This is a genomic window from Pseudomonas sp. ML2-2023-6, assembly GCF_037055265.1.
GTDB lineage: Bacteria > Pseudomonadota > Gammaproteobacteria > Pseudomonadales > Pseudomonadaceae > Aquipseudomonas > Aquipseudomonas kulmbachensis.
This window is the reverse complement of sequence record NZ_CP146347.1, coordinates 2,737,359-2,757,399: the sequence shown is the minus strand read 5'-3', so window position 1 is coordinate 2,757,399 and position 20,041 is coordinate 2,737,359. Positions and strand designations below refer to the sequence as shown.

General features: G+C 57.4%; 17 protein-coding genes. 9 read left to right on the top strand and 8 right to left on the bottom strand.

Annotated features, from left to right (window positions below):
* Window positions 1-19 precede the first annotated feature (19 nt).
* From V6L79_RS12685 to V6L79_RS12675, 3 genes are read left to right on the top strand one after another with little or no spacing between them, the layout of a single operon-like run.
* Entirely contained in the window at window positions 20-3,241 is a 3,222-nt protein-coding gene (locus tag V6L79_RS12685) for an efflux RND transporter permease subunit (RefSeq protein ID WP_338578873.1), read from the top strand.
* A complete protein-coding gene (locus V6L79_RS12680) occupies window positions 3,231-4,397 on the top strand; it encodes an efflux RND transporter periplasmic adaptor subunit (RefSeq protein ID WP_261741846.1) in 1,167 nt (388 codons plus the stop codon). Before V6L79_RS12685 ends, V6L79_RS12680 begins: the two co-directional genes overlap by 11 nt.
* On the top strand, window positions 4,381-5,793 hold the full coding sequence (locus V6L79_RS12675; protein WP_338578872.1) for an efflux transporter outer membrane subunit: 1,413 nt from the start codon (window positions 4,381-4,383) through the stop codon (window positions 5,791-5,793). Before V6L79_RS12680 ends, V6L79_RS12675 begins: the two co-directional genes overlap by 17 nt.
* 115 nt (window positions 5,794-5,908) lie before the next feature.
* On the opposite strand, the gene V6L79_RS12670 is transcribed toward V6L79_RS12675, so the two are convergent.
* A complete protein-coding gene (locus V6L79_RS12670) occupies window positions 5,909-7,183 on the bottom strand; it encodes a Zn-dependent hydrolase (protein WP_321836194.1) in 1,275 nt (424 codons plus the stop codon).
* A 36-nt stretch (window positions 7,184-7,219) separates the two neighbouring features.
* On the bottom strand, window positions 7,220-8,707 hold the full coding sequence (locus tag V6L79_RS12665) for an NCS1 family nucleobase:cation symporter-1 (RefSeq protein WP_321836193.1): 1,488 nt from the start codon (window positions 8,705-8,707) through the stop codon (window positions 7,220-7,222).
* A gap of 624 nt (window positions 8,708-9,331) precedes the next feature.
* Here V6L79_RS12665 and hydA point away from each other — a divergent pair.
* From hydA to preA, 3 genes are read left to right on the top strand one after another with little or no spacing between them, the layout of a single operon-like run.
* On the top strand, window positions 9,332-10,771 hold the full coding sequence (hydA, locus tag V6L79_RS12660) for a dihydropyrimidinase (RefSeq protein ID WP_261741842.1): 1,440 nt from the start codon (window positions 9,332-9,334) through the stop codon (window positions 10,769-10,771).
* 58 nt (window positions 10,772-10,829) lie between these two features.
* Window positions 10,830-12,197 carry an NAD(P)-dependent oxidoreductase gene (locus V6L79_RS12655; protein WP_321837625.1) on the top strand — a complete coding sequence of 456 codons (1,368 nt, stop codon included), beginning with the start codon at window positions 10,830-10,832 and terminating at the stop codon, window positions 12,195-12,197.
* Window positions 12,198-13,472 carry an NAD-dependent dihydropyrimidine dehydrogenase subunit PreA gene (gene preA, locus V6L79_RS12650; protein WP_321837624.1) on the top strand — a complete coding sequence of 425 codons (1,275 nt, stop codon included), beginning with the start codon at window positions 12,198-12,200 and terminating at the stop codon, window positions 13,470-13,472. It begins immediately after the preceding gene.
* A gap of 66 nt (window positions 13,473-13,538) precedes the next feature.
* Here preA and V6L79_RS12645 read toward each other — a convergent pair whose 3' ends face one another.
* Both V6L79_RS12645 and V6L79_RS12640 read right to left on the bottom strand, forming a co-directional pair.
* Complete coding sequence (locus V6L79_RS12645; protein WP_261741839.1) at window positions 13,539-14,159, bottom strand: TetR/AcrR family transcriptional regulator; 621 nt, start codon at window positions 14,157-14,159, stop codon at window positions 13,539-13,541.
* A gap of 124 nt (window positions 14,160-14,283) precedes the next feature.
* Complete coding sequence (locus tag V6L79_RS12640) at window positions 14,284-14,640, bottom strand: hypothetical protein (protein WP_261741838.1); 357 nt, start codon at window positions 14,638-14,640, stop codon at window positions 14,284-14,286.
* Between the two features lie 252 nt (window positions 14,641-14,892).
* Here V6L79_RS12640 and csrA point away from each other — a divergent pair, with 252 nt between their 5' ends.
* Entirely contained in the window at window positions 14,893-15,087 is a 195-nt protein-coding gene (csrA, locus tag V6L79_RS12635) for a carbon storage regulator CsrA (RefSeq protein WP_019828915.1), read from the top strand.
* A gap of 297 nt (window positions 15,088-15,384) precedes the next feature.
* Entirely contained in the window at window positions 15,385-15,930 is a 546-nt protein-coding gene (locus tag V6L79_RS12630) for a DUF1269 domain-containing protein (protein WP_016780418.1), read from the top strand.
* A 49-nt stretch (window positions 15,931-15,979) separates the two neighbouring features.
* Here V6L79_RS12630 and V6L79_RS12625 read toward each other — a convergent pair whose 3' ends face one another.
* Window positions 15,980-16,300, bottom strand: coding sequence for a YbjQ family protein (locus tag V6L79_RS12625; RefSeq protein ID WP_261742408.1), 321 nt, complete (start codon window positions 16,298-16,300; stop codon window positions 15,980-15,982).
* A gap of 245 nt (window positions 16,301-16,545) precedes the next feature.
* Here V6L79_RS12625 and ppnN point away from each other — a divergent pair, with 245 nt between their 5' ends.
* On the top strand, window positions 16,546-17,919 hold the full coding sequence (ppnN, locus tag V6L79_RS12620) for a nucleotide 5'-monophosphate nucleosidase PpnN (RefSeq protein ID WP_261741837.1): 1,374 nt from the start codon (window positions 16,546-16,548) through the stop codon (window positions 17,917-17,919).
* An 80-nt stretch (window positions 17,920-17,999) separates the two neighbouring features.
* Here the strand turns inward: ppnN and V6L79_RS12615 are convergent, their stop codons facing one another.
* The 3 genes from V6L79_RS12615 to V6L79_RS12605 form a co-directional block, all read right to left on the bottom strand.
* The gene (locus V6L79_RS12615) at window positions 18,000-18,533 is read right to left on the bottom strand and encodes a DUF3087 domain-containing protein (RefSeq protein WP_261741836.1); all 534 of its coding nucleotides are present in this window, start codon (window positions 18,531-18,533) and stop codon (window positions 18,000-18,002) included.
* Between the two features lie 88 nt (window positions 18,534-18,621).
* A complete protein-coding gene (locus V6L79_RS12610; protein WP_338578871.1) occupies window positions 18,622-19,305 on the bottom strand; it encodes a glycoside hydrolase family 19 protein in 684 nt (227 codons plus the stop codon).
* Between the two features lie 173 nt (window positions 19,306-19,478).
* Window positions 19,479-19,949, bottom strand: a complete 471-nt coding sequence (locus V6L79_RS12605; protein ID WP_261741834.1) for an Lrp/AsnC family transcriptional regulator — start codon at window positions 19,947-19,949, stop codon at window positions 19,479-19,481.
* Between the last annotated feature and the right edge of the window lie 92 nt (window positions 19,950-20,041).

Here is a 20,041-nt window from a genome sequence, read left to right as displayed (position 1 = left end):
ACTCCTCGGAGGTTCAGGCATGCTCGGGCTGGTAAAGACCGCACTGCACAAGCCCTACACGTTTATCGTGCTGGCGATTTTCATCTGCATCATCGGGCCCCTCGCGGCCGTGCGCACTCCCACTGATGTGTTCCCTGACATTGGCATTCCGGTGGTCGCCGTGGTGTGGCAATACACCGGGCTGGCGCCTGCCGACATGGCAGGACGGGTGATTTATACCTATGAGCGATCACTGAGCACCACAGTCAACGACATCGAACATATCGAGTCGCAGTCATTGCCCGGTATGGGCATCGTGAAAATTTTCTTTCAGCCAGGCGTCGATATCCGTACCGCCAACGCACAAGTGACCGCCGTGTCACAAACCGTGCTCAAGCAGATGCCGCCGGGTATCACCCCGCCGCTGATTCTTAACTACAGCGCCTCAACGGTGCCGATCCTGCAACTGGCGTTCTCCAGCCCTACGCTCTCGGAAGCAAAAATCCGCGACCTGGTGCAAAACAATATCCGCCTGCCACTCAGTTCCCTGCCCGGCCTGGCCATGCCCACCCCAATGGGTGGCAAGCAGCGCCAGATCACCCTTGATCTTGATCCACAAGCACTGGCAGCCAAAGGCCTGTCGGCACAGGACGTAGGCAATGCATTGGCGGCGCAGAACCAGATCATCCCGGTGGGCACCGCCAAGCTCGGCACCTATGAATACACGGTGCTGCTCAACAACAGCCCCAAGGCCATCGATGAGCTGAACGACCTGCCGATCAAGACCGTGAATGGCGCGCTGATCACCATCGGTCAGGTGGCCCACGTGCGTGACGGCTCACCGCCGCAAACCAATATTGTGCGCGTGGACGGCCATCGCGCCGTGCTGATGCCCGCGTTAAAGAACGGCAATATCTCGACCCTGTCCATCATCGACGGGATCCGCGGGATGCTGCCGCGCATCAATGAAACCTTGCCGCCATCCCTTAAGACCTCGCTGCTGGGCGACGCCTCGGTGTTCGTCAAACAATCGGTGGGCAGCGTGGCGCAGGAAGGGATCATTGCCGCCTTGCTGACCAGCGCCATGATCCTGCTGTTTCTCGGCAGTTGGCGCTCCACGCTGATCATCGCCGTATCGATCCCGCTGGCCGTGCTCTCGGCCATTGCCCTGCTGGCCCTCAGCGGGCAAACCCTGAATGTCATGACCCTGGGGGGACTGGCGTTGGCGGTGGGAATTCTGGTGGATGATGCGACGGTGACCATCGAGAACATCAACTGGCACCTTGAGCAAGGCAAGTCAGTGCGCGATGCGATTCTCGATGGCGCCAAACAGATTGTCGGCCCGGCATTCGTGTCGCTGCTGTGTATCTGCATCGTGTTTGTGCCGATGTTCTTGTTGCAGGGAATTGCCGGTTACCTGTTTCGCCCCATGGCACTGTCGGTGATTTTCGCCATGGGTAGCTCGTTTATTCTGTCGCGCACCCTGGTGCCAACCCTGGCTATGTTTCTGCTCAAGCCACATGTGCCGGAGCAAGGTGCCGGGCATCATCCGGAAGACGGCTACATCAACCATCACGAGGGCGATCAGCACAGCAAACAGCACTCGGCGCCGGTGCGTGCTCTGCTGAATTTCCAGCTGGGGTTCGAACGCCGTTTTTCAGCTGTGCGGGATGCCTATTACGGTGTTCTGGAACTGGCGCTGGCCAATCGCAAACGCTTTTTGCTGGGTTTTATGGCTTGTGTGCTGGCCTCGTTTGCACTGCTGCCAAGCTTGGGCCAGGACTTTTTCCCGGCTACCGATGCCGGAGCGCTGGCCCTGCATGTGCGCTTGCCACTGGGCACCCGTATCGAAGAAAGCGCCGCCGACTTCGACCGCATCGAATCACGGATCCGCGAAATCATCCCCGCCGAACAACTGGACACGGTGATCGACAACATCGGCATTCCATTGAGCGGTATCGATATGGCCTACAGCAGCAGCGGCACTATCGGCCCACAAGACGGCGATATTCAAATCACGCTCAAGGCAGATCACAGCCCCACTGCCGACTTCGTTAAACGCTTGCGCGAAGCCCTGCCCGAAAGTTTCCCCGGCAGCCAGTTTGCCTTTATGCCCGCAGATATCAGCACCCAGATCCTCAACTTCGGTGCTCCAGCACCACTGGACGTGAAAATCTCCGGGCGTGACGACGCGGCCAACCGCGCCTATGCCCTGGAACTGCAACGACGTTTGCAGCACGTGCCCGGGATTGCCGATCTGCGCATTCAGCAGTCGGTGGGCTACCCGTCGCTGCAAGTCAACGTGGACCGCCTGCGCGCCAATGGCCTGGGGATTACCGAACGCGATGTCACCAACAGCATGGTGGCGTCTCTGGCCGGCAGCTCTCAGGTGGCTCCGACCTTCTGGCTCAACCCGCAAAACGGCGTGTCTTACGGGGTGGTTGCGGCAACCCCGCAATACCGTCTGGACAGCCTGCCGGCCCTTGAAGCCTTGCCGATAACGGGCAGCAACGGCCAGTCACAAATCCTTGGCGGGCTGGCGACCATCAGCCGGGTTGAAAGCCCCGCCGTGGTCACGCACTACAACATCCAGCCGACGCTGGATCTGTACGCCAACATTCAAGGCCGTGATTTGGGCTCAGTGGCGGCGGATGTGCAAAAGGTCATTGATGGCGCGGCCGACCTGCGCCCAAAAGGCGCAACTATCAGCCTGCATGGCCAGATCGACGCCCTGCATGAAGCCTTCAGCGGCTTGAGCTTCGGCTTGCTGGGCGCGGTAGTGCTGATCTACCTGCTGATCGTGGTCAACTTCCAGTCCTGGGTCGATCCGTTTGTGATCATCACCGCCCTGCCCGCAGCCTTGGCCGGGATCGTGTGGATGCTGTTTCTCAGCGGTACTTCGCTGTCGGTGCCTGCATTGACCGGGGCCATCCTGTGCATGGGCGTGGCCACGGCCAACTCGATTCTGGTGGTGAGCTTTTGCCGAGAGCGGCTGGCCGAACATGGCGATGCCCTCAAGGCCTCGCTCGAGGCAGGCTACACGCGCTTCAGACCGGTGTGCATGACCGCTCTGGCGATGATGATCGGCATGCTGCCACTGGCCCTGTCAGAAGAACAGAACGCCCCGCTCGGACGCGCCGTCATTGGCGGTCTGATGCTGGCCACCGTTGCCACCCTGCTGTTCGTGCCCGTGGTGTTCAGCCTGGTGCACGGCCGTGAAAAAAATCGCGCTGCTGCTGGAGAAACTTCCCATGTCGTCTGATCAAAAACCCTCGCGCAAGCGCTTGATGTACTTGGGCATCGGCGGCCTGACGCTGGCCGCCTTGTTGGTAGCCAATGGCCTGGCAGCACGCAGCCGCCACGAACATGCGGTGAGCCAATGGACCGAAGCGGCCGCCCTGCCGATTGTCAGCGTGTTCCAACCGCTGCAAAACGCCCACGGCGACACCCTGCGCCTGCCCGCGCACCTGGAAGCCTGGAGCAAAGCGCCAATTCATGCCCGTGTCAGTGGCTACCTGAAAAGCTGGCAAACCGATATTGGCAGCAAAGTTGAAGCCGGGCAGATACTGGCCGTCATCGACAGCCCTGATCTCGATCAACAACTGGCGCAGACCCGCGCCCATATGGTGCAGGAACAAGCCAATGCCAGGCTCGCGGCCACGACCGCCACGCGTTGGCAAAACCTGCTGGCCAGCCATTCCGTATCGCGTCAGGAAGCCGACGAGAAGCAATCCAATGCCGCCGCAGCCAAGGCCAATGCCCAGGCTGGCGAAGCTGATTACGCACGCCTCTCTACCTTGGAAGCCTACAAAACCATTCGCGCGCCATTCGCCGGAACCATCACCGCGCGCCACACCGATATTGGCCAGTTGATCAAGGCCGACACCGACACCGATACCGAGCTGTTTGACATCGCCGACACCCACCAACTACGCCTTTACGTGCCGGTGCCGCAGAACTACGCCAGCGTGATCCGCCCTGGCATGCAGGTGCAACTCAGCGTGCCGGAGCATCCGGGGCAAACGTTCAGCGCCAGCCTGATTGGCAATTCGACCTCGATTGACCAGCGCTCGGGCACCCTGATGGCGCAGTTTGTAGCGCAAAACCCCGGCGACGCCCTGATGCCCGGGGACTACGCCGAAGCCACCTTGGCAATCCCGGCGGACACCCACGGCGTCAGTATTCCGGCCAGTGCGTTGATCTTCCGCGCCCAGGGCACCCAGGTCGCCGTACTCGACAGTGCGCACCATGTGCATTTGCAGAACATCCATATCGGCCTGGATCTGGGCGAGCGGTTGGTGATCGACCAGGGCCTCAAGGCTGCCGACACGGTAATCGACAACCCGCCCGACGCCTTGCGTGAAGGCGACCCGGTGAAACTGGCCGACGCAGGAGCCTCCCATGCAGCCAAGGCTTAAACATGGAGCCCTGTTATTGGCCCTGGCGTTGCAGGGCTGTTCCCTGGCGCCCACCTATAAAACCCCTGTCCTGGATTTGCCCACGCATTACCGTGAGCAAAGCAGCGACGGACCGTGGCACAGCGCGCAACCTGCCGATCAGCTGTCGCCCCAGTGGTGGCGGGTGTATCAGGATGAACGCCTGAACACCCTGCAACAGCAATTGCTCAAGGCCAATCCAGACCTGGCGGCGGCACTGAGCCACTTCGATGCGGCGCAGGCTTATGCCAGCCAGTTGCACGCGGGGTTGTTCCCGCAAATAACGGCTAGCGGACAACCTTTGCGCCAGCGTCAATCGGACAACCGGCCTTTACGCGGCACGACTCAACCATCGGTGTACAACAGCAATACGGCCGGATTCGCGTTGAATTTCGACCTCGACCTGTGGGGCAAAATCCGTAATCAGGTCGCAGCTGGCGATGCCCAGGCCCAAGCCTCGGCGGATGATCTGGCTGTGGCGCGCTTGAGCCTGCAACACCAGCTTGCCAGCCTGTATGTGCAACTCGACGGGCTGGATGCGCAACAGCAAATTCTGTCCAAATCGCTGGATGACTACAGCCAGGCCCTGCAACTGACCCGTTCGCGCTATCAGGGGCAAATTGCCTCTGAACTCGACTTGACCCGTGCGCAAAGCCAACTGGCCGAAGCCGAGGCGCAACTGGACGACGTGCGCGCCCAGCGCAACCTGACTGAACATGCCATTGGCGAACTAGTGGGCGTGCCTGCCAGCAATTTCCAGCTGGCTGCCAGTGAACACCGATTAAGCCTGCCCGATCAGCCGCAAACCTTGCCCAGTACCTTGTTGCAACGCCGACCCGACATTGCAGCCGCCGAGCGCCGAGTATTTGCCGCCAACGCCGCAATTGGCGTGGCAAAAGCGGCCTGGTATCCGGACTTCAGCCTGACCGGCCTGCTCGGCGGACAAACCCAGGGCAGCGGCAATTTACTGGCCGCAGGTAATCGGTTTTGGGCACTGGGGCCGCTGATCAGCCTGCCGATTTTTGATGGTGGCAGGCTCGATGGCCAGGAGCGCCAGGCCAAGGCCGAATTTGAAGAAGCCTCGGCTCACTATCGCAGCCAGGTGCTGCATGCGGTGCGTGAAGTCGAAGATAACCTCGCCCAGTTGCGCGATCTACAACAGGAAAGCCTCGACGAACAAGCGGCCGCCAATGCCGCCGAACACACCCAAGCGATCGCCACCAACAGCTATGAAGCCGGGGCTGTGAGTTATCTGGATGTGGTGACCGCACAGACCGCAGCGCTGCAAGCCCAGCGCCAGGTACAAGCCCTGCGCACCCGGCAGTTGCAGGCCAGTGTGGGATTGCTGACGGCGTTGGGGGGTGGTTGGAAGGGTTGAGGTATATCCCGTATCAGTGGGAGCGAGCCTGCTCGCGATGCAAGCGACGCGGTCTGTCAGGCAAATCGCAGCGATGCCATCGCGGGCAGGCCCGCTCCCACAAGTCGATTATCGATCAGCCTGCCTGTACCACGGCTTTCGACGCCGCCAGCATGGCTTTAAGCAATACTGCACACCCCGCCGCCAGGTCCTTGGGGTCGGCATTCTCGATTTCGTTGTGGCTGATGCCGCCTTCACATGGCACAAAAATCATCCCGGCTGGCCCCAGTTCGGCAAGAAAAATAGCGTCGTGCCCGGCGCCGCTGACAATATCCATGTTGGACAGGCCCAACTCGTTGGCTGCCTCACGCACGGCGTTGACGCAGTCAGGGTTGAAATACAACGGTGGAAAGTCCGCCGTGGGGGTGAGTTCGAAGCTCAGGCCATGTTGCTTGCAGGTGGCCTCAATCACCCCGCGAACCTCTGCAATCATCGAGTCCAGACGCTCAGGCAGCAGATGCCGGAAGTCCAGGGTCATGCGCACTTCGCCGGGGATCACATTGCGCGAACCGGGGTAGGCCTGCAGGCAACCCACGGTGCCACAGGCATGGGGTTGATGGCCGAGAGCAGCTTGATTGACCGCAGCAACCACCGCCGCGGCACCGACCAGGGCGTCCTTGCGCAGGTGCATGGGCGTCGGCCCGGCGTGAGCTTCGACACCCCGCAGGTTGAGGTCGAACCATTTCTGCCCCAAAGCGCCCAGCACCACACCAATGGTTTTGCGTTCGTCCTCAAGGATCGGGCCCTGTTCGATATGGGCTTCGAAATAGGCCCCCACCGGATGGCCGCTGACTTTGCGGCTGCCCGCATAGCCAATGGCAGTCAGAGCTTCACCGACACTCACGCCCTGGGCATCGATTTTGGCCAGAGTTTCTTCAAGGGTGAATTTTTCGGCGAACACCCCGGAACCCATCATGCACGGCGCAAAGCGCGAGCCTTCTTCGTTGGTCCAGACCACCACTTCCAGCGGTGCTTCGGTCTCGATATTGAGGTCGTTAAGGGTGCGCAGCACTTCAACCCCGGCGAGTACGCCAAAGCAGCCGTCAAACTTGCCGCCGGTGGGCTGAGTGTCGATATGGCTGCCGGTCATCACTGGCGGCAAGTCGGGATTGCGTCCGGGACGGCGGGCAAAAATATTGCCCACGGCATCCACACTGACAGTACAGCCCGCCTCTTCGCACCAGCGTACGAATACGTCACGGGCCTGACGGTCGAGGTCAGTCAAAGCCAGGCGGCACACGCCGCCTTTTACCGTGGCGCCAAGTTGGGCCATCTCCATCAGCGAGGCCCATAGGCGCTCACCGTTGATGGCTTGGGTACGTTGCTGCTGAAGGTCTTGTACGGCGTTCATGGAGTTTTCCTCAGGCAGTTGTAGTAGAGATCGGCTTTAAACCGTGCCTTTGACGGTCTGTGCTTGCTGACTGTTAAAGCGACACAAACCGTAATAAATCCCGGCACCAAGCAACGACCCGGTAAACCAGCCGAAGTCATAGAACCAGCTGAAGGCGCTGCTGCCCAACGACAGCAAGGTCAGCACCACGGGAATCCCAAAAGCGATAAATCCGTTCCAGTTCCATGCCGGGTAAACGCCGTCGTGGTACAGCCCCGCGAGGTCGAGCTGTTGCTTACGGATGATGAAATAGTCGACCACCATGATTCCGGCAATCGGCCCCAACAGGCTGGAGTAACCCAGCAGCCAGTTCGAGTACACGGTTTCCAGGCTCACATCCGAGACCAGCAAACCGAGTTTTTTGAGCAGTTCGTGGGCCATCAACACCAACCCCACCAGCCCCGTCAACATCACTGCGGTGGTTCGGTTGATCAACTTCGGGGCAATGTTCTGGAAGTCATTGGTGGGCGACACGATATTGGCTGCGGTATTGGTCGACAGGGTGGCGATGATGATCAGCGCCATGGCCAGTGCCACCCAGCCCGGACTTTGAATATGGCCGATCAGGCTCACCGGATCAGACACCGTAACGCCTACCAGTTTTTCCGACGCAGCCGTCATCACCACGCCCAATGCGGCGAACAGGAACATGGTCAGCGGCAAGCCGAAAATCTGCCCCAGAATCTGGTCTTTCTGACTTTTTGCGTAGCGGCTGAAGTCCGGAATATTCAGTGACAAAGTGGCCCAAAAACCAACCATGGCGGTCAGGCCGGCAAAGAAGTAGCCATACACGCTGGCGCCTTCAGGGCGCTTGGGCGGCTGGGCCAGCAGCTCGGTCATCGACACGTTGGGCAATGCCCACACCAGCAAACCGAGGCCGACCAGCACCAGCAGTGGCGCAGACAAGGTTTCGAGCCATTTGATCGATTCGGCACCGCGCAACACCACCCACAGGTTTAGTGCCCAGAACATCATGAAACCGATGACTTCACCGGTGCCACCAAGGCTTTTCCAGCCCTCGAACACCGAGCCCAGAAACAAGTGAATGGCCAGGCCGCCGAATAACGTTTGAATACCAAACCAGCCGCAGGCCACTAGGGCACGGATCAGGCACGGAACGTTAGAACCGATGATGCCGAAGGAAGAGCGCAGCAATACCGGAAAGGGAATGCCGTATTTGGTGCCAGCAAAAGCGTTCAGTGTCAGCGGGATCAACACCACGATATTGGCCATCAGAATCGCCAGCAGCGCCTCGCCGACCGAAAGCCCGAAGTAAGCCGTCAACACTCCGCCCAAGGTGTAGGTAGGCACGCAAATGGACATGCCAATCCACAAGGCAGTGATATGCCATTTATTCCAGGTGCGCTCATGCACTTTGGTGGGGGCGATATCGTGGTTGTACCGGGAACTATCGAGGACTTCAGGCCCTGGGTCCAACTCGTATAAACCGTTACGTTCGGTGACTTGGGATCTGCTCGGTTGCATATTCGATCACTCTCTTGTTGTGGCGTTCCTGGTTGTGCTGTCAGGCCCTGCGCCTTCGCGCAAGGTGACTCTCTTGGTCTGGACACTCACTTGTCTGCGTCGGCCCGTCAGGTGTTGGCAGCCACAATCAAGAACTGTGCCGTGTTACTTGCCTCATCCCCGCACACTGGCTTTTATTATGTATAACTCGCTGGTTTTTAACTGTTTTAACTTATTACTCAAATGACTCTCATTCCCGTTAAGTTCATTTGCAGTTGGGTAAGCGCTTTTTTGATATAGCTAAACGAAACAACACGGTGCACGCTTATTTAATTTATCGATTCATCACCCTTTCGCCGTCTACTCAAGCACCTGATTTAACATAAGAAACTTCGCTCATATTTGATTCCTGTCAAGTGCGTCAAAATGGTGATGGCGTGCATCATTTTGGTGACTTTAATATAAATTACTTATTAATCAGTAAGTTAGTATCAAACACATAGATCAAAAATAAAGTTTGATCATTCCCAGACAACCTATTAGATTTTATTCCTGTCACCAGTGGCAGGAATGCAAACTGCTCACTAAACTTGAATAACAACATTTAGAACCGGTATTAGCCGGTCAGCCTGCGAGGATCTCGGTATGTCACTGTTAATCCGTGGCGCTACGCTTGTAACCCATGATGAAAGTTACTGTGCAGACGTTTATTGTGCCGACGGTCTCATCCGTGCAATCGGGACCCATCTTGATGTTCCAGCAGGCTGCGAAGTGCTTGATGGCAGCGGCCAATATCTAATACCTGGCGGTATCGACCCGCACACTCATATGCAACTTCCCTTTATGGGCACCGTGGCCAGCGAAGACTTTTTCAGTGGCACTGCAGCCGGTCTGGCTGGCGGTACTACTTCCATTATCGACTTTGTAATCCCTAATCCTCAGCAGTCCTTGCTGGAGGCTTTTCATCAGTGGCGCGGCTGGGCCGAGAAGTCTGCGTCGGATTATGGCTTTCATGTCGCGATCACCTGGTGGAGCGAGCAGGTAAGTGAAGAAATGGCCGAACTGGTCAGCCAGCACGGCATCAACAGCTTCAAGCATTTTATGGCTTACAAAAACGCGATCATGGCCGCAGACGACACCCTGGTCGCCAGTTTTGAGCGTTGCCTGGAACTGGGCGCGGTGCCCACCGTGCATGCCGAGAACGGCGAGCTGGTGTACCACCTGCAACGTAAGCTCATGGCTCAAGGCATGACCGGCCCGGAAGCCCACCCGCTGTCACGTCCGTCCCAAGTTGAAGGAGAAGCCGCCAGCCGGGCGATCAGAATCGCCCAGACCATCGGCACGCCGTTGTATCTGGTGCATGTCTCGACCCGTGAAGCGCTGGATGAAATCACCTACGCCCGTAGTCAGGGCCAACCCGTGTATGGCGAAGTACTGGCCGGACATCTGCTACTCGATGACAGCGTGTATCAGCACCCAGACTGGCAGACCGCCGCTGGCTACGTGATGAGCCCGCCCTTCCGTCCTCGCGGACACCAGGAGGCGCTGTGGCATGGCCTGCAATCAGGCAACCTGCACACCACCGCCACCGACCATTGCTGCTTCTGTGCCGAACAAAAGGCCGCCGGGCGCGACGACTTCAGCAAGATCCCCAACGGCACCGCGGGCATCGAAGACCGCATGGCGCTGCTGTGGGATGAAGGGGTCAATACCGGGCGTCTGTCGATGCAGGAATTCGTCGCGCTGACCTCCACCAACACCGCGAAAATTTTCAACCTGTACCCGCGCAAAGGCACGATCCGGGTTGGCGCCGATGCTGATCTGGTGCTGTGGGACCCGCTGGGTACGCGCACCATTTCCGCCACAACCCACCATCAAAAAGTCGATTTCAATATTTTTGAAGGCAAGACCGTGCGCGGCGTTCCCAGCCATACCATCAGCCAGGGCCGCCTGGTGTGGGCCGATGGCGACCTGCGCGCGGAACGCGGTGCAGGCCGCTATATCGAACGCCCGGCCTACCCCGCCGTGTTCGACCTGCTGAAAAAACGCGCCGCGCATCAGCAGCCGGTGGCTGTTAAGCGCTGAGTCGCACAGTACTGCCCGACAGAGGCAGGACGATCCCCACAACCGTGAGGCAATCACCGTGATCAAGTCCCTGAACCATTTACCGCACCCGCACGACAACGCGCAGGTGCTGGCGAGCCACTTTACCGACCTGGCGCCGCCACTCAGCGCGCGCCAAGCCGCATTGGAAAGCTCGCGCTGCCTGTATTGCTATGACGCGCCCTGCGTCAATGCGTGCCCCAGTGACATAGATATCCCGTCGTTTATTCGCAATATCCAGCAGGAAAACGTCCAGGGGGCAGCGCAAAAAATCCTTTCGGCCAATATCCTCGGCGGCAGTTGTGCCCGGGTCTGTCCCACCGAAGTGCTGTGCCAGCAAGCCTGCGTGCGCAATAACACCGAGGAATGCGCCCCGGTGCTGATCGGTTTGTTACAGCGTTATGCGGTCGACCATGCGCAGTTCAGCGAACATCCGTTCAAACGTGCAGCCCCCACCGGCAAGCGCATCGCCGTGGTCGGTGCCGGACCTGCCGGCTTGGCCTGCGCTCATCGCCTGGCGCTGCTCGGACATGAAGTGGTGATTTTCGAGGCCCGGGAAAAATCCGGCGGGCTCAATGAGTACGGGATTGCCAAGTACAAGCTGGTGGATGATTTCGCCCAGCGCGAAGTGGATTTTGTATTGCAGGTCGGTGGCATTGAAGTGCGCCACGGGCAGCGTCTGGGTGACAACCTGAAACTGAGCGACCTGCACCTGGAGTTTGACTCGGTGTTTCTGGGCCTTGGGCTGGCAGCCAGTCGCCAACTGGGGCTGCCTCACGAAGATGCGCCAGGGGTGCTGGCCGCCACCGACTACATCCGCGAACTGCGCCAAAGCGACGACCTGACGCAATTGCCCCTGGCCGAACGCTGCATTGTGCTGGGCGCTGGCAACACGGCAATCGACATGGCGGTACAGATGGCCCGCTTAGGTGCACGCGAGGTGAACCTGGTGTATCGCCGCGGTCTTGAGGACATGGGCGCCACCGGGCACGAACAGGACATTGCCAAGGCCAATCAGGTGCGACTCATGACCTGGGCACAACCGCAGGAAGTGTTACTGGATAAAAAGGGCCATGTGCGTGGCATGCGCTTCGCCCGTACCCGGCTTGAGGATGGGCGCCTGGTCACCACCGGTGAAACCTTCGAACTGGCGGCTGACGCGGTGTTCAAGGCCATCGGCCAGACTTTTGATAACACGGCACTGGGCGATCCGTTGGCACAAGCGCTCAAGCGCGTGGGTGACCGGATCGAGGTGGACGAGCAACTGCGCACCAGTATTCCGGGAATCTATGCCGGAGGCGATTGCACGTCACTGGGGCAGGACTTGACCGTACAGGCCGTGCAGCACGGCAAGCTGGCCGCGCAAGCCATGCATGCCCAACTCATGCTTGATCAGGAGGCCGCGTAAATGGCCGATCTCTCGATTGTATTCGCCGGTATCAAAGCGCCCAATCCTTTCTGGCTCGCGTCTGCACCTCCGACCGACAAAGCCTACAACGTAGTGCGCGCCTATGAGGCAGGCTGGGGTGGCGTGGTCTGGAAAACCCTGGGTGAGGACCCGGCCGCGGTCAACGTATCTTCACGCTACTCGGCTCACTACGGGCCGAATCGCGAAGTCATAGGCATCAACAATATTGAGTTGATTACCGACCGTTCCCTTGAAATCAACTTGCGCGAGATTACCCAGGTCAAGAAGGACTGGCCGGACCGTGCACTGATCGTGTCGCTGATGGTGCCCTGCGAAGAGCAGGCATGGAAATCCATCCTGCCGCTGGTGGAGGCCACGGGCGCCGATGGCATCGAGCTTAATTTCGGTTGCCCCCACGGCATGCCCGAACGCGGCATGGGCGCTGCGGTGGGCCAGGTGCCCGAGTACGTCGAGCTGGTGACGCGCTGGTGCAAGACCTATTGTTCGCTGCCGGTGATCGTCAAGCTGACGCCCAATATCACCGATGTACGCCTCAGCGCCCGGGCCGCTTATCGAGGCGGTGCCGATGCGGTGTCGTTGATCAACACCATCAACTCGATCACCAGTGTCGACCTTGAACACATGGTGGCGTTGCCCACGGTGGGCAACAAAAGTACCCACGGCGGTTATTGCGGTTCGGCGGTCAAGCCGATTGCGCTGAATATGGTGGCTGAAATCGCCCGCGACCCACTGACCAAAGGCTTGCCTATCAGTGGGATAGGCGGCATTGGCAGTTGGCGTGATGCGGCAGAGTTTATTGCCATGGGCTGTGGCTCGATCCAGGTGTGTACGGCGGCAATGCTCCACGGATTTCGGATTGTCGACGAGATGAAAGACGGTTTGTCACGTTGGATGGACAGCCAGGGTTATACCTGCCTCGATGACTTCTGCGGACGCGCTGTAAGCAATACCACTGACTGGAAATACCTGGATATCAATTATCAGGTCATCGCCAAAATCGATCAGGACGCCTGCATTGGCTGCGGACGTTGCCATATTGCCTGCGAAGACACCGCGCACCAGGCCATCGCCAGCTTGAAACAGCCTGACGGGACACACCGTTACGAAGTAATCGACGACGAATGCGTGGGCTGCAACCTGTGCCAGATCACCTGCCCGGTCGAGGCTTGTATCGAGATGGTGCCTTACAACAATGGCCTGCCGTTCCTGGACTGGAACCATGACCCGCGTAATCCGTATCGGGTGGCTTCGTAGAATGCAGGGGGGTGTAGCAGCTGCCGAAGGAACGAGGCTGCTACACCCCCTCCATCCCACTAAATTTTACGGCTCCAACCCGATCCCGCGCAGGATCACGCTGGTGACGGTCTGCAGCGCCCGCTCAAACTGGATATCGGACAAGGGCTGATGATCGTTGATAATCGTCACTTGATGGTCGAAGTCGGCGTAATGCTGGGTTGAGGCCCAGATCATATACAACAGGCTGGACGGTTCCACCGGCAGGATGCGCTTGTCTTGCACCCATTGGCTGATTTTCGCCTCCTTCATCTTAGCCCAGTCATAGAGGCTGGCATCCAGCGCCAGGCCCAGGGTCGGGGCGCCGTGGATCATCTCATTGGCCCAGACTTTCGAACCATGGGGCCGTGTGCGCGAATGGTTCATTTTGGCGCGAATGTAACTGCTGAGCACCAAACGCGGATCATCATAGGTTTCGAAACACAGCGCGTCCTGCTTCCATACCTCGAGCAAACCCAGCAATACAGCGCTATACAACTCGGTTTTGGTGCTGAAGTAGTAGTGCAGGTTGGAGCGTGGCAGTTCGACTTGCGCGGCGATATCCGCCATCGCCGTACCGGCAAAGCCTTTTTCGGCAAAAACCTTTTCGGCCCCTAGGAGGATTTTTTCGACATTACTGCGCCGAATTTCGATCTTGTGATTGCCCATGGCCAATGCCCTTGCGGTCGTGCTTCTTCGACAGATGCCGAGTGAGCAAATATTTCCTGCGCAACGCATCGAATAGCGCCTGTTGCAGCTACGCTTAGGCTGCTACGAGACGCGCTGCACTGGCTTAGTTCGCTGCGGGCAACTCAATCACGTTGGTTTCGATGCCGTCGAGTTTGCGCTTGAGCTTCATCTTTTCCTGCGCTTGCACAGCTTGAGCCTCGGTGGTGAACGGCCCAATCAAGAAGTGTTGAACGCCGCCACTCTCAAAAATATAAGGAGTGAAACCGTTGTCAAGAAGCCTTCCGGTGGTGTCAGTAATGGTCGCTCTCTGGCCCTCAGTGATCTCTAACGCCCAATGACCAACGGGGGCCTGAACCATCGTTGCTTCAGAAGCAGCTTTAGCCCGCTGGATTTTATCGTTAGACTCCTGACCGCAAGCCGTCAAGGCCAATATTGCTGTCATCACGATGACTTTACGCACTGCGTTTCCCCTGTCTGTTTGAATGGGTCGATTTTATCACTGGGGCAACGGCCTTTGCTCTCCTTGAACAAATCAAATACGCCCCAATTTAAGGCTCATACGCGAGAATTTTCCCTATGCTGGGAATCAAACCTCTGGCCATGTCGTCTGTAATGAGCGGCGCATTTATACGCACTTCGCAGTATTCTGTAGTCATGACCGAAGCCGCACCGTCTCAGAGACGTGCCTTACAAAGCCATCAAGGAGAAAAAAATGCTGATACTCACCCGTAAAGTTGGTGAAAGCATAAACATCGGTGACGATATTACGATCACTATTTTAGGTGTCAGCGGCCAACAGGTCAGAATCGGCATCAATGCGCCGAAGGATGTTGCCGTTCACCGTGAAGAGATTTACCAACGTATCCAGGCCGGATTGAATGCACCGGAAAAAAACGATCAGCCGTAAGCCTGTGAGGTATCAGCCCTAGGCTTGAGTGTCAGGGCTGCTCAGCCAGCCCTCCTCAAAACATTCAAAACCTGCTCCCGCCCCAGCATCTCCCCTATGCTGCCCTGTCTCTTTGTTAAGAGATATGTCTTGTCGACTTGACCGTTTCAAGGTTAGCGACCACGCTCACTCCTCGCAGAAGGCTCAAAGCACCTGAACCGCTGCGCGCCAAGGCGTTTGTGTTGTGACGTCTTGAGAGACTCCTCCTCAATTCAGCCCTTCAGCGGGCTGGACCTGTACCCTCAAGGAATGAAAGACATGTCCGATTTAATCGTAGTGGGATTTTCAGACACCGAAAAAGCTGATCGCGCCCTCACCAAAATGGTTTCGCTGAGCAAAGAGCACCTGGTTGAGCTGGAAGATGCGGTCATTGTTGTACGCAATGCCGAAGGCAAGATCCATATCAAGCAAAGCGTAAACCTGACCGCTATTGGGGCTACTTCTGGCCTGGTAACTGGCGGCTTGTGGGGCGCACTGGTCGGGCTGTTGTTTCTTAACCCTCTGGCAGGCTTTGCCATCGGTGGCGCACTGGGCGCCGGTACTGGCGCGCTTTCGGGTTCGTTGAGCGATTACGGGATTGATGACGATTTCATCAAATCGTTGAGCGAAACGATCCCCAACGACTCCTCCGCCCTGTTCGTATTGCTGCGCAAGTTCCAGCCTGAGAAAGTTCTGAAAGAACTCGAAGATTCAGACTTCAAGGGCAAGGTATTGCGTACCTCCCTGTCGCCGGAACAAGAGCAAAAGCTGCAGGACGCACTGTCCAAAACCACCGCTGGCGTGCCTTTGGCCAAAACGGTTTAAGCCGGCACCAGCCCCTTCGACCGCGTTAACGCGGTCGAATCCTCATCCCTCAGTTCAAACGCACTGCAGTGCCAGTGGCAAAAACCACCAACATCCCGCCACGACCTGACGGCATACTGATTTCAAAATCCAGCCCCACAATTGCATCTGCCCCCATGGCTCTGGCCCTGTCACGAATTTCATCCGTGACCTCTGCTCGCGCTTCCTTCAGCGCTCGTTCCAGTGTCTGAGACCGGCCACCAAAAAAATCGCGCACGCCGGTAAAAAAGTCTCGCACCACGTTAATTCCGTGTACCGACTCGGCGCTGACAACCCCTAGGTAGTCAGTGATTTTTCGGCCATCAATGCTGTGTGTGGTGGTGATAATCATCAACCTGTCCTTTTTCTGTTTCAGAGACTTGTAGAGGTGCTGCGTATTTTGCACTGCTCACTGCTGCTACTGTAGCGGGATAGAGCCTCAGGCACTTCTAAATCCATGCCCGAAGGCTACTATGCTTAAAGCAGATGAATCTAAAGACGCAAGAGTTGGGACGCCTCGCTCGGCAAATCTGCACTGCTGACATGAACTCAATGGCTGTGCCAAGCAATTTTCGACCCCGCTCAAGGAAGCCCGTAATGGTCCAAAGACAAGTCATCAACGCCTCCGTAAGCCCCAAGGGCAGTCTGGAAACACTCTCCCAACGTGAAGTGCAACAGCTGAGCGAAGTTGGCTCAGGCACCAGCTACACGCTGTTTCGCCAGTGCGTACTGGCTATTTTGAACACCGGCGCTCATGTCGATAACGCTAAAACCATCCTTGAGGCCTATCAGGATTTCGAAGTCCGGATTCATCAGCAAGACCGCGGCGTGCGTCTTGAACTGCTCAACGCTCCAGCCGATGCATTTGTCGATGGCGAAATGATCGCCAGTACCCGTGAGATGTTGTTCAGCGCCCTGCGCGACATCGTCTACACCCAGAGCGGCCTGGACAGCCCCCGTATCGACCTGAGCAGCTCTCAGGGCATCACCGACTACGTGTTTCACCTGCTGCGCAATGCCCGCACGCTCCGCCCCGGCGTCGAGCCAAAAATCGTGGTGTGCTGGGGTGGTCACTCGATCAACACCGAAGAGTACAAGTACACCAAAAAAGTCGGCCACGAACTGGGCCTGCGTAGCCTTGATATCTGTACGGGCTGCGGTCCTGGCGTGATGAAAGGCCCGATGAAAGGCGCCACCATTTCCCACGCCAAACAGCGCCTGACCGGCGGCCGTTATTTGGGCCTCACCGAGCCAGGCATCATCGCTGCCGAGGCACCGAACCCTATCGTCAACGAGCTGGTGATCCTGCCGGACATCGAAAAGCGCCTTGAAGCCTTTGTCCGGGTTGGCCACGGCGTGATCATCTTTCCTGGCGGTGCCGGTACGGCCGAAGAATTCCTGTACCTGCTGGGCATTCTGATGCACCCGGAAAACAAGGATGTGCCATTCCCGGTTGTGTTGACCGGTCCCAAAGAGGCCGAGCCCTACCTGCAGCAATTGCATGAGTTTGTAGGCGCTACCCTCGGTGAGGAAGCGCAACAGCACTATCAGATCATCATCGACAACCCGGCCGAAGTGGCCCGCCACATGACCGCAGGGCTCAAGGCGGTGAAGCAGTTCCGTCGCGAGCGCAATGACGCATTCCACTTCAACTGGCTATTGAAAATCGACGAAGGCTTTCAACGCCCCTTCGACCCGACCCACGCCAACATGGCGAGCCTGCAACTGCGGCGCGACATGCCCGCGCACGAATTGGCAATCAATTTGCGCCAGGCTTTTTCCGGGATTGTGTCGGGGAACGTGAAAGAGAAAGGCATCCACCTGATCGAGCAGCATGGGCCTTACGAGATTCATGGCGACGCGGCTGTGATGAAGCCTCTGGACAAACTGCTGCAAGCATTCGTTGAACAAAACCGCATGAAGCTTCCAGGCGGCGCAGCCTATGTGCCGTGCTATCGAGTCGTAAGCTAAACCCCATCCAAAAGGGCTTGCCAAGCGAAACGCGGAATGTCATCGCGCGCCTCGCCTGGCCTGGCCTGCCCATCGCGGCCTTACTTCAGCGGAGCAAACTGCTTTACGGCATCAATCCAGGCAGGATCAAGCCGGGTCTGTTCTGTTTCAATACCCAGCGCTTCAAGACGCGCCTTGTGCAAATCGATTTCTCGCAGCATCTGGCTTAATGCACTGGTGTTGGCGTCCAGCTGGTACATCTGGGTCACACCCAAATGATAAAAACGCAGCAGCTTCATTGCCGCAACATCCCCCGCCATTACCCCCGCTGTCACGTGATGCATGACATTGGTGACCTTCATCAGGCTGCGCTTGAGTTGCCAGCCGTAGACCGCAGGCGCCATCCAGGGCTGAGACCAAAACCGGTAACGTACCAGCAGCAGGGTCGCGATCAAGGCGACAATGACCCCCGCCAGATTCAAGCTGAAGTTATCGCCACCAGCGACCCCCAGCATCATGACCGCCAGCCCGGACACCAGCAGGGCCAGTACCACAAACGTCAACGCGATATAAAACGTACTGCGACGGGTTTGCTGACGGTAAATTTCGGGGCTCATCGGCTTTATCTCAAACATCACTGATCCATGACTCCAAAATGGCTAGGGGCAAATCGGTGGGCATTATGGACTGATAACACTGTCTGGCTGACTGAAATAAAATCTGTCAGGCCGCCGGTAACAAGTCCAGGGCCTGCCGGTAAAGAGCCAATCGATGCGGCTGACCATTAAGGCCGCCGTTAATTGCTTTTGTAACGTGCTCAAAGTCGTCCCCGTCTGCCAGAGCATTTACATTGCGCGAGTTCCAGTACCAGCCTGCCGATTCAACTGCCCAGGGCCACTCCTGCAATTGTTGTGGGGCGGCCAGTAATCGGTCATCGCCGAACAGTCCAAGACTGCATTGTTGATAGTTGCTTTTGCCGGTTACCTGGATCAGCCCTCTGCCACGATACCGCCAGCCATCTCCCGAAGCCTCGGAGCCATTGCCCAGGCGGTCACTGTAAACCCGGTTGGCGATTGCTTCAGGCCTGCGATGCAGCTTCTGTGCGTCGCTATTGGGCAGGCGCCGTGCCCGGCCTCCATCCATCACTGTGAGGTATTGGCCAGCCGAATTTTTCTGCGCAAAACGTGAGCCCCACGTCGCGGCCAGGCCGTCAGCGCTGTAATTGAGGCTTTCGACAAGAACACTAAAACCTGCACTTTCATGCCCGACCTGAGCTAAAAAAGCGGCCATGCGCTTGGGAGTATTGATCAGCCGCTGGCGGGTCATTGCCTGCACAAAAGGCATATACACATCGACAAACGCAGCGCTTTTTGGAAAAAGCTGCAACATGATTTCACGGGTCAACATGGTTATTTACTCTTAATAAACGAAATTAAAAGTGAACCATTTAAAACCTTTACCGCCTGCCAAATAACTACTAAAAGACCAGGACTACATCTTTAACAGAACACTCTTACAGCCCTATAACATGGCGGATATAAAGTTCGCATACTTCACAACTTGACAGTGCATAGCCGCCCTCAACCGATGACGGGAACCACTCGCCGCGGCTTGACCGATTTATACGAAAAACTCGAATAAATCTCCTTGACCGCAGGCAAGGCTTGCAGGACCTCTCGGGCAAATTCGCCGAAGGACTCCAGATCTTTGGCCACTACTTCCAACAAAAAATCATAACGCCCCGAAACGTTGTGACAGGCAATGATTTCAGGGATTTCCAATAAGCGCTGCTCAAATTTCCTGGCCACTTCCTGAGAGTGCGACTCCATCATCACACTGACAAAAGCCGTGACTCCGTAGCCCAACTCCTTGGGCGAAAGAACAGCCTGATAGCCCGTAATAATCCCGCTCTCTTCCAGTATTTTTACCCGCCGCCAACACGGTGAGGTCGTCAGTGAAACGCTCTCGGCCAACTCAGCGACGGTGAGTCGGGCATTACCTTGCAGTGCAGCGAGAAGGGCTTTATCAGTTCGATCCAGAGCAGTTGGCATAATGTGCCTCTAAAAAACGCTGTGACTTGGTTTTGTTCTAATACACTTAGTATTTACAGGCAAATTTGGAATTTTTCACGTCTATTTAAAGC

Coding starts and splice junctions, on each gene's coding strand:
- V6L79_RS12685 (WP_338578873.1), top strand. CDS start 20: ATGCTCGGGCTGGTAAAGACCGCACTGCACAAGCCCTACACGTTTATC.
- V6L79_RS12680 (WP_261741846.1), top strand. CDS start 3,231: ATGTCGTCTGATCAAAAACCCTCGCGCAAGCGCTTGATGTACTTGGGC.
- V6L79_RS12675 (WP_338578872.1), top strand. CDS start 4,381: ATGCAGCCAAGGCTTAAACATGGAGCCCTGTTATTGGCCCTGGCGTTG.
- V6L79_RS12670 (WP_321836194.1), bottom strand. CDS start 7,183: ATGAACGCCGTACAAGACCTTCAGCAGCAACGTACCCAAGCCATCAAC.
- V6L79_RS12665 (WP_321836193.1), bottom strand. CDS start 8,707: ATGCAACCGAGCAGATCCCAAGTCACCGAACGTAACGGTTTATACGAG.
- hydA (WP_261741842.1), top strand. CDS start 9,332: ATGTCACTGTTAATCCGTGGCGCTACGCTTGTAACCCATGATGAAAGT.
- preA (WP_321837624.1), top strand. CDS start 12,198: ATGGCCGATCTCTCGATTGTATTCGCCGGTATCAAAGCGCCCAATCCT.
- V6L79_RS12645 (WP_261741839.1), bottom strand. CDS start 14,159: ATGGGCAATCACAAGATCGAAATTCGGCGCAGTAATGTCGAAAAAATC.
- csrA (WP_019828915.1), top strand. CDS start 14,893: ATGCTGATACTCACCCGTAAAGTTGGTGAAAGCATAAACATCGGTGAC.
- V6L79_RS12630 (WP_016780418.1), top strand. CDS start 15,385: ATGTCCGATTTAATCGTAGTGGGATTTTCAGACACCGAAAAAGCTGAT.
- V6L79_RS12625 (WP_261742408.1), bottom strand. CDS start 16,300: ATGATTATCACCACCACACACAGCATTGATGGCCGAAAAATCACTGAC.
- ppnN (WP_261741837.1), top strand. CDS start 16,546: ATGGTCCAAAGACAAGTCATCAACGCCTCCGTAAGCCCCAAGGGCAGT.
- V6L79_RS12615 (WP_261741836.1), bottom strand. CDS start 18,533: ATGTTTGAGATAAAGCCGATGAGCCCCGAAATTTACCGTCAGCAAACC.
- V6L79_RS12610 (WP_338578871.1), bottom strand. CDS start 19,305: ATGTTGACCCGTGAAATCATGTTGCAGCTTTTTCCAAAAAGCGCTGCG.
- V6L79_RS12605 (WP_261741834.1), bottom strand. CDS start 19,949: ATGCCAACTGCTCTGGATCGAACTGATAAAGCCCTTCTCGCTGCACTG.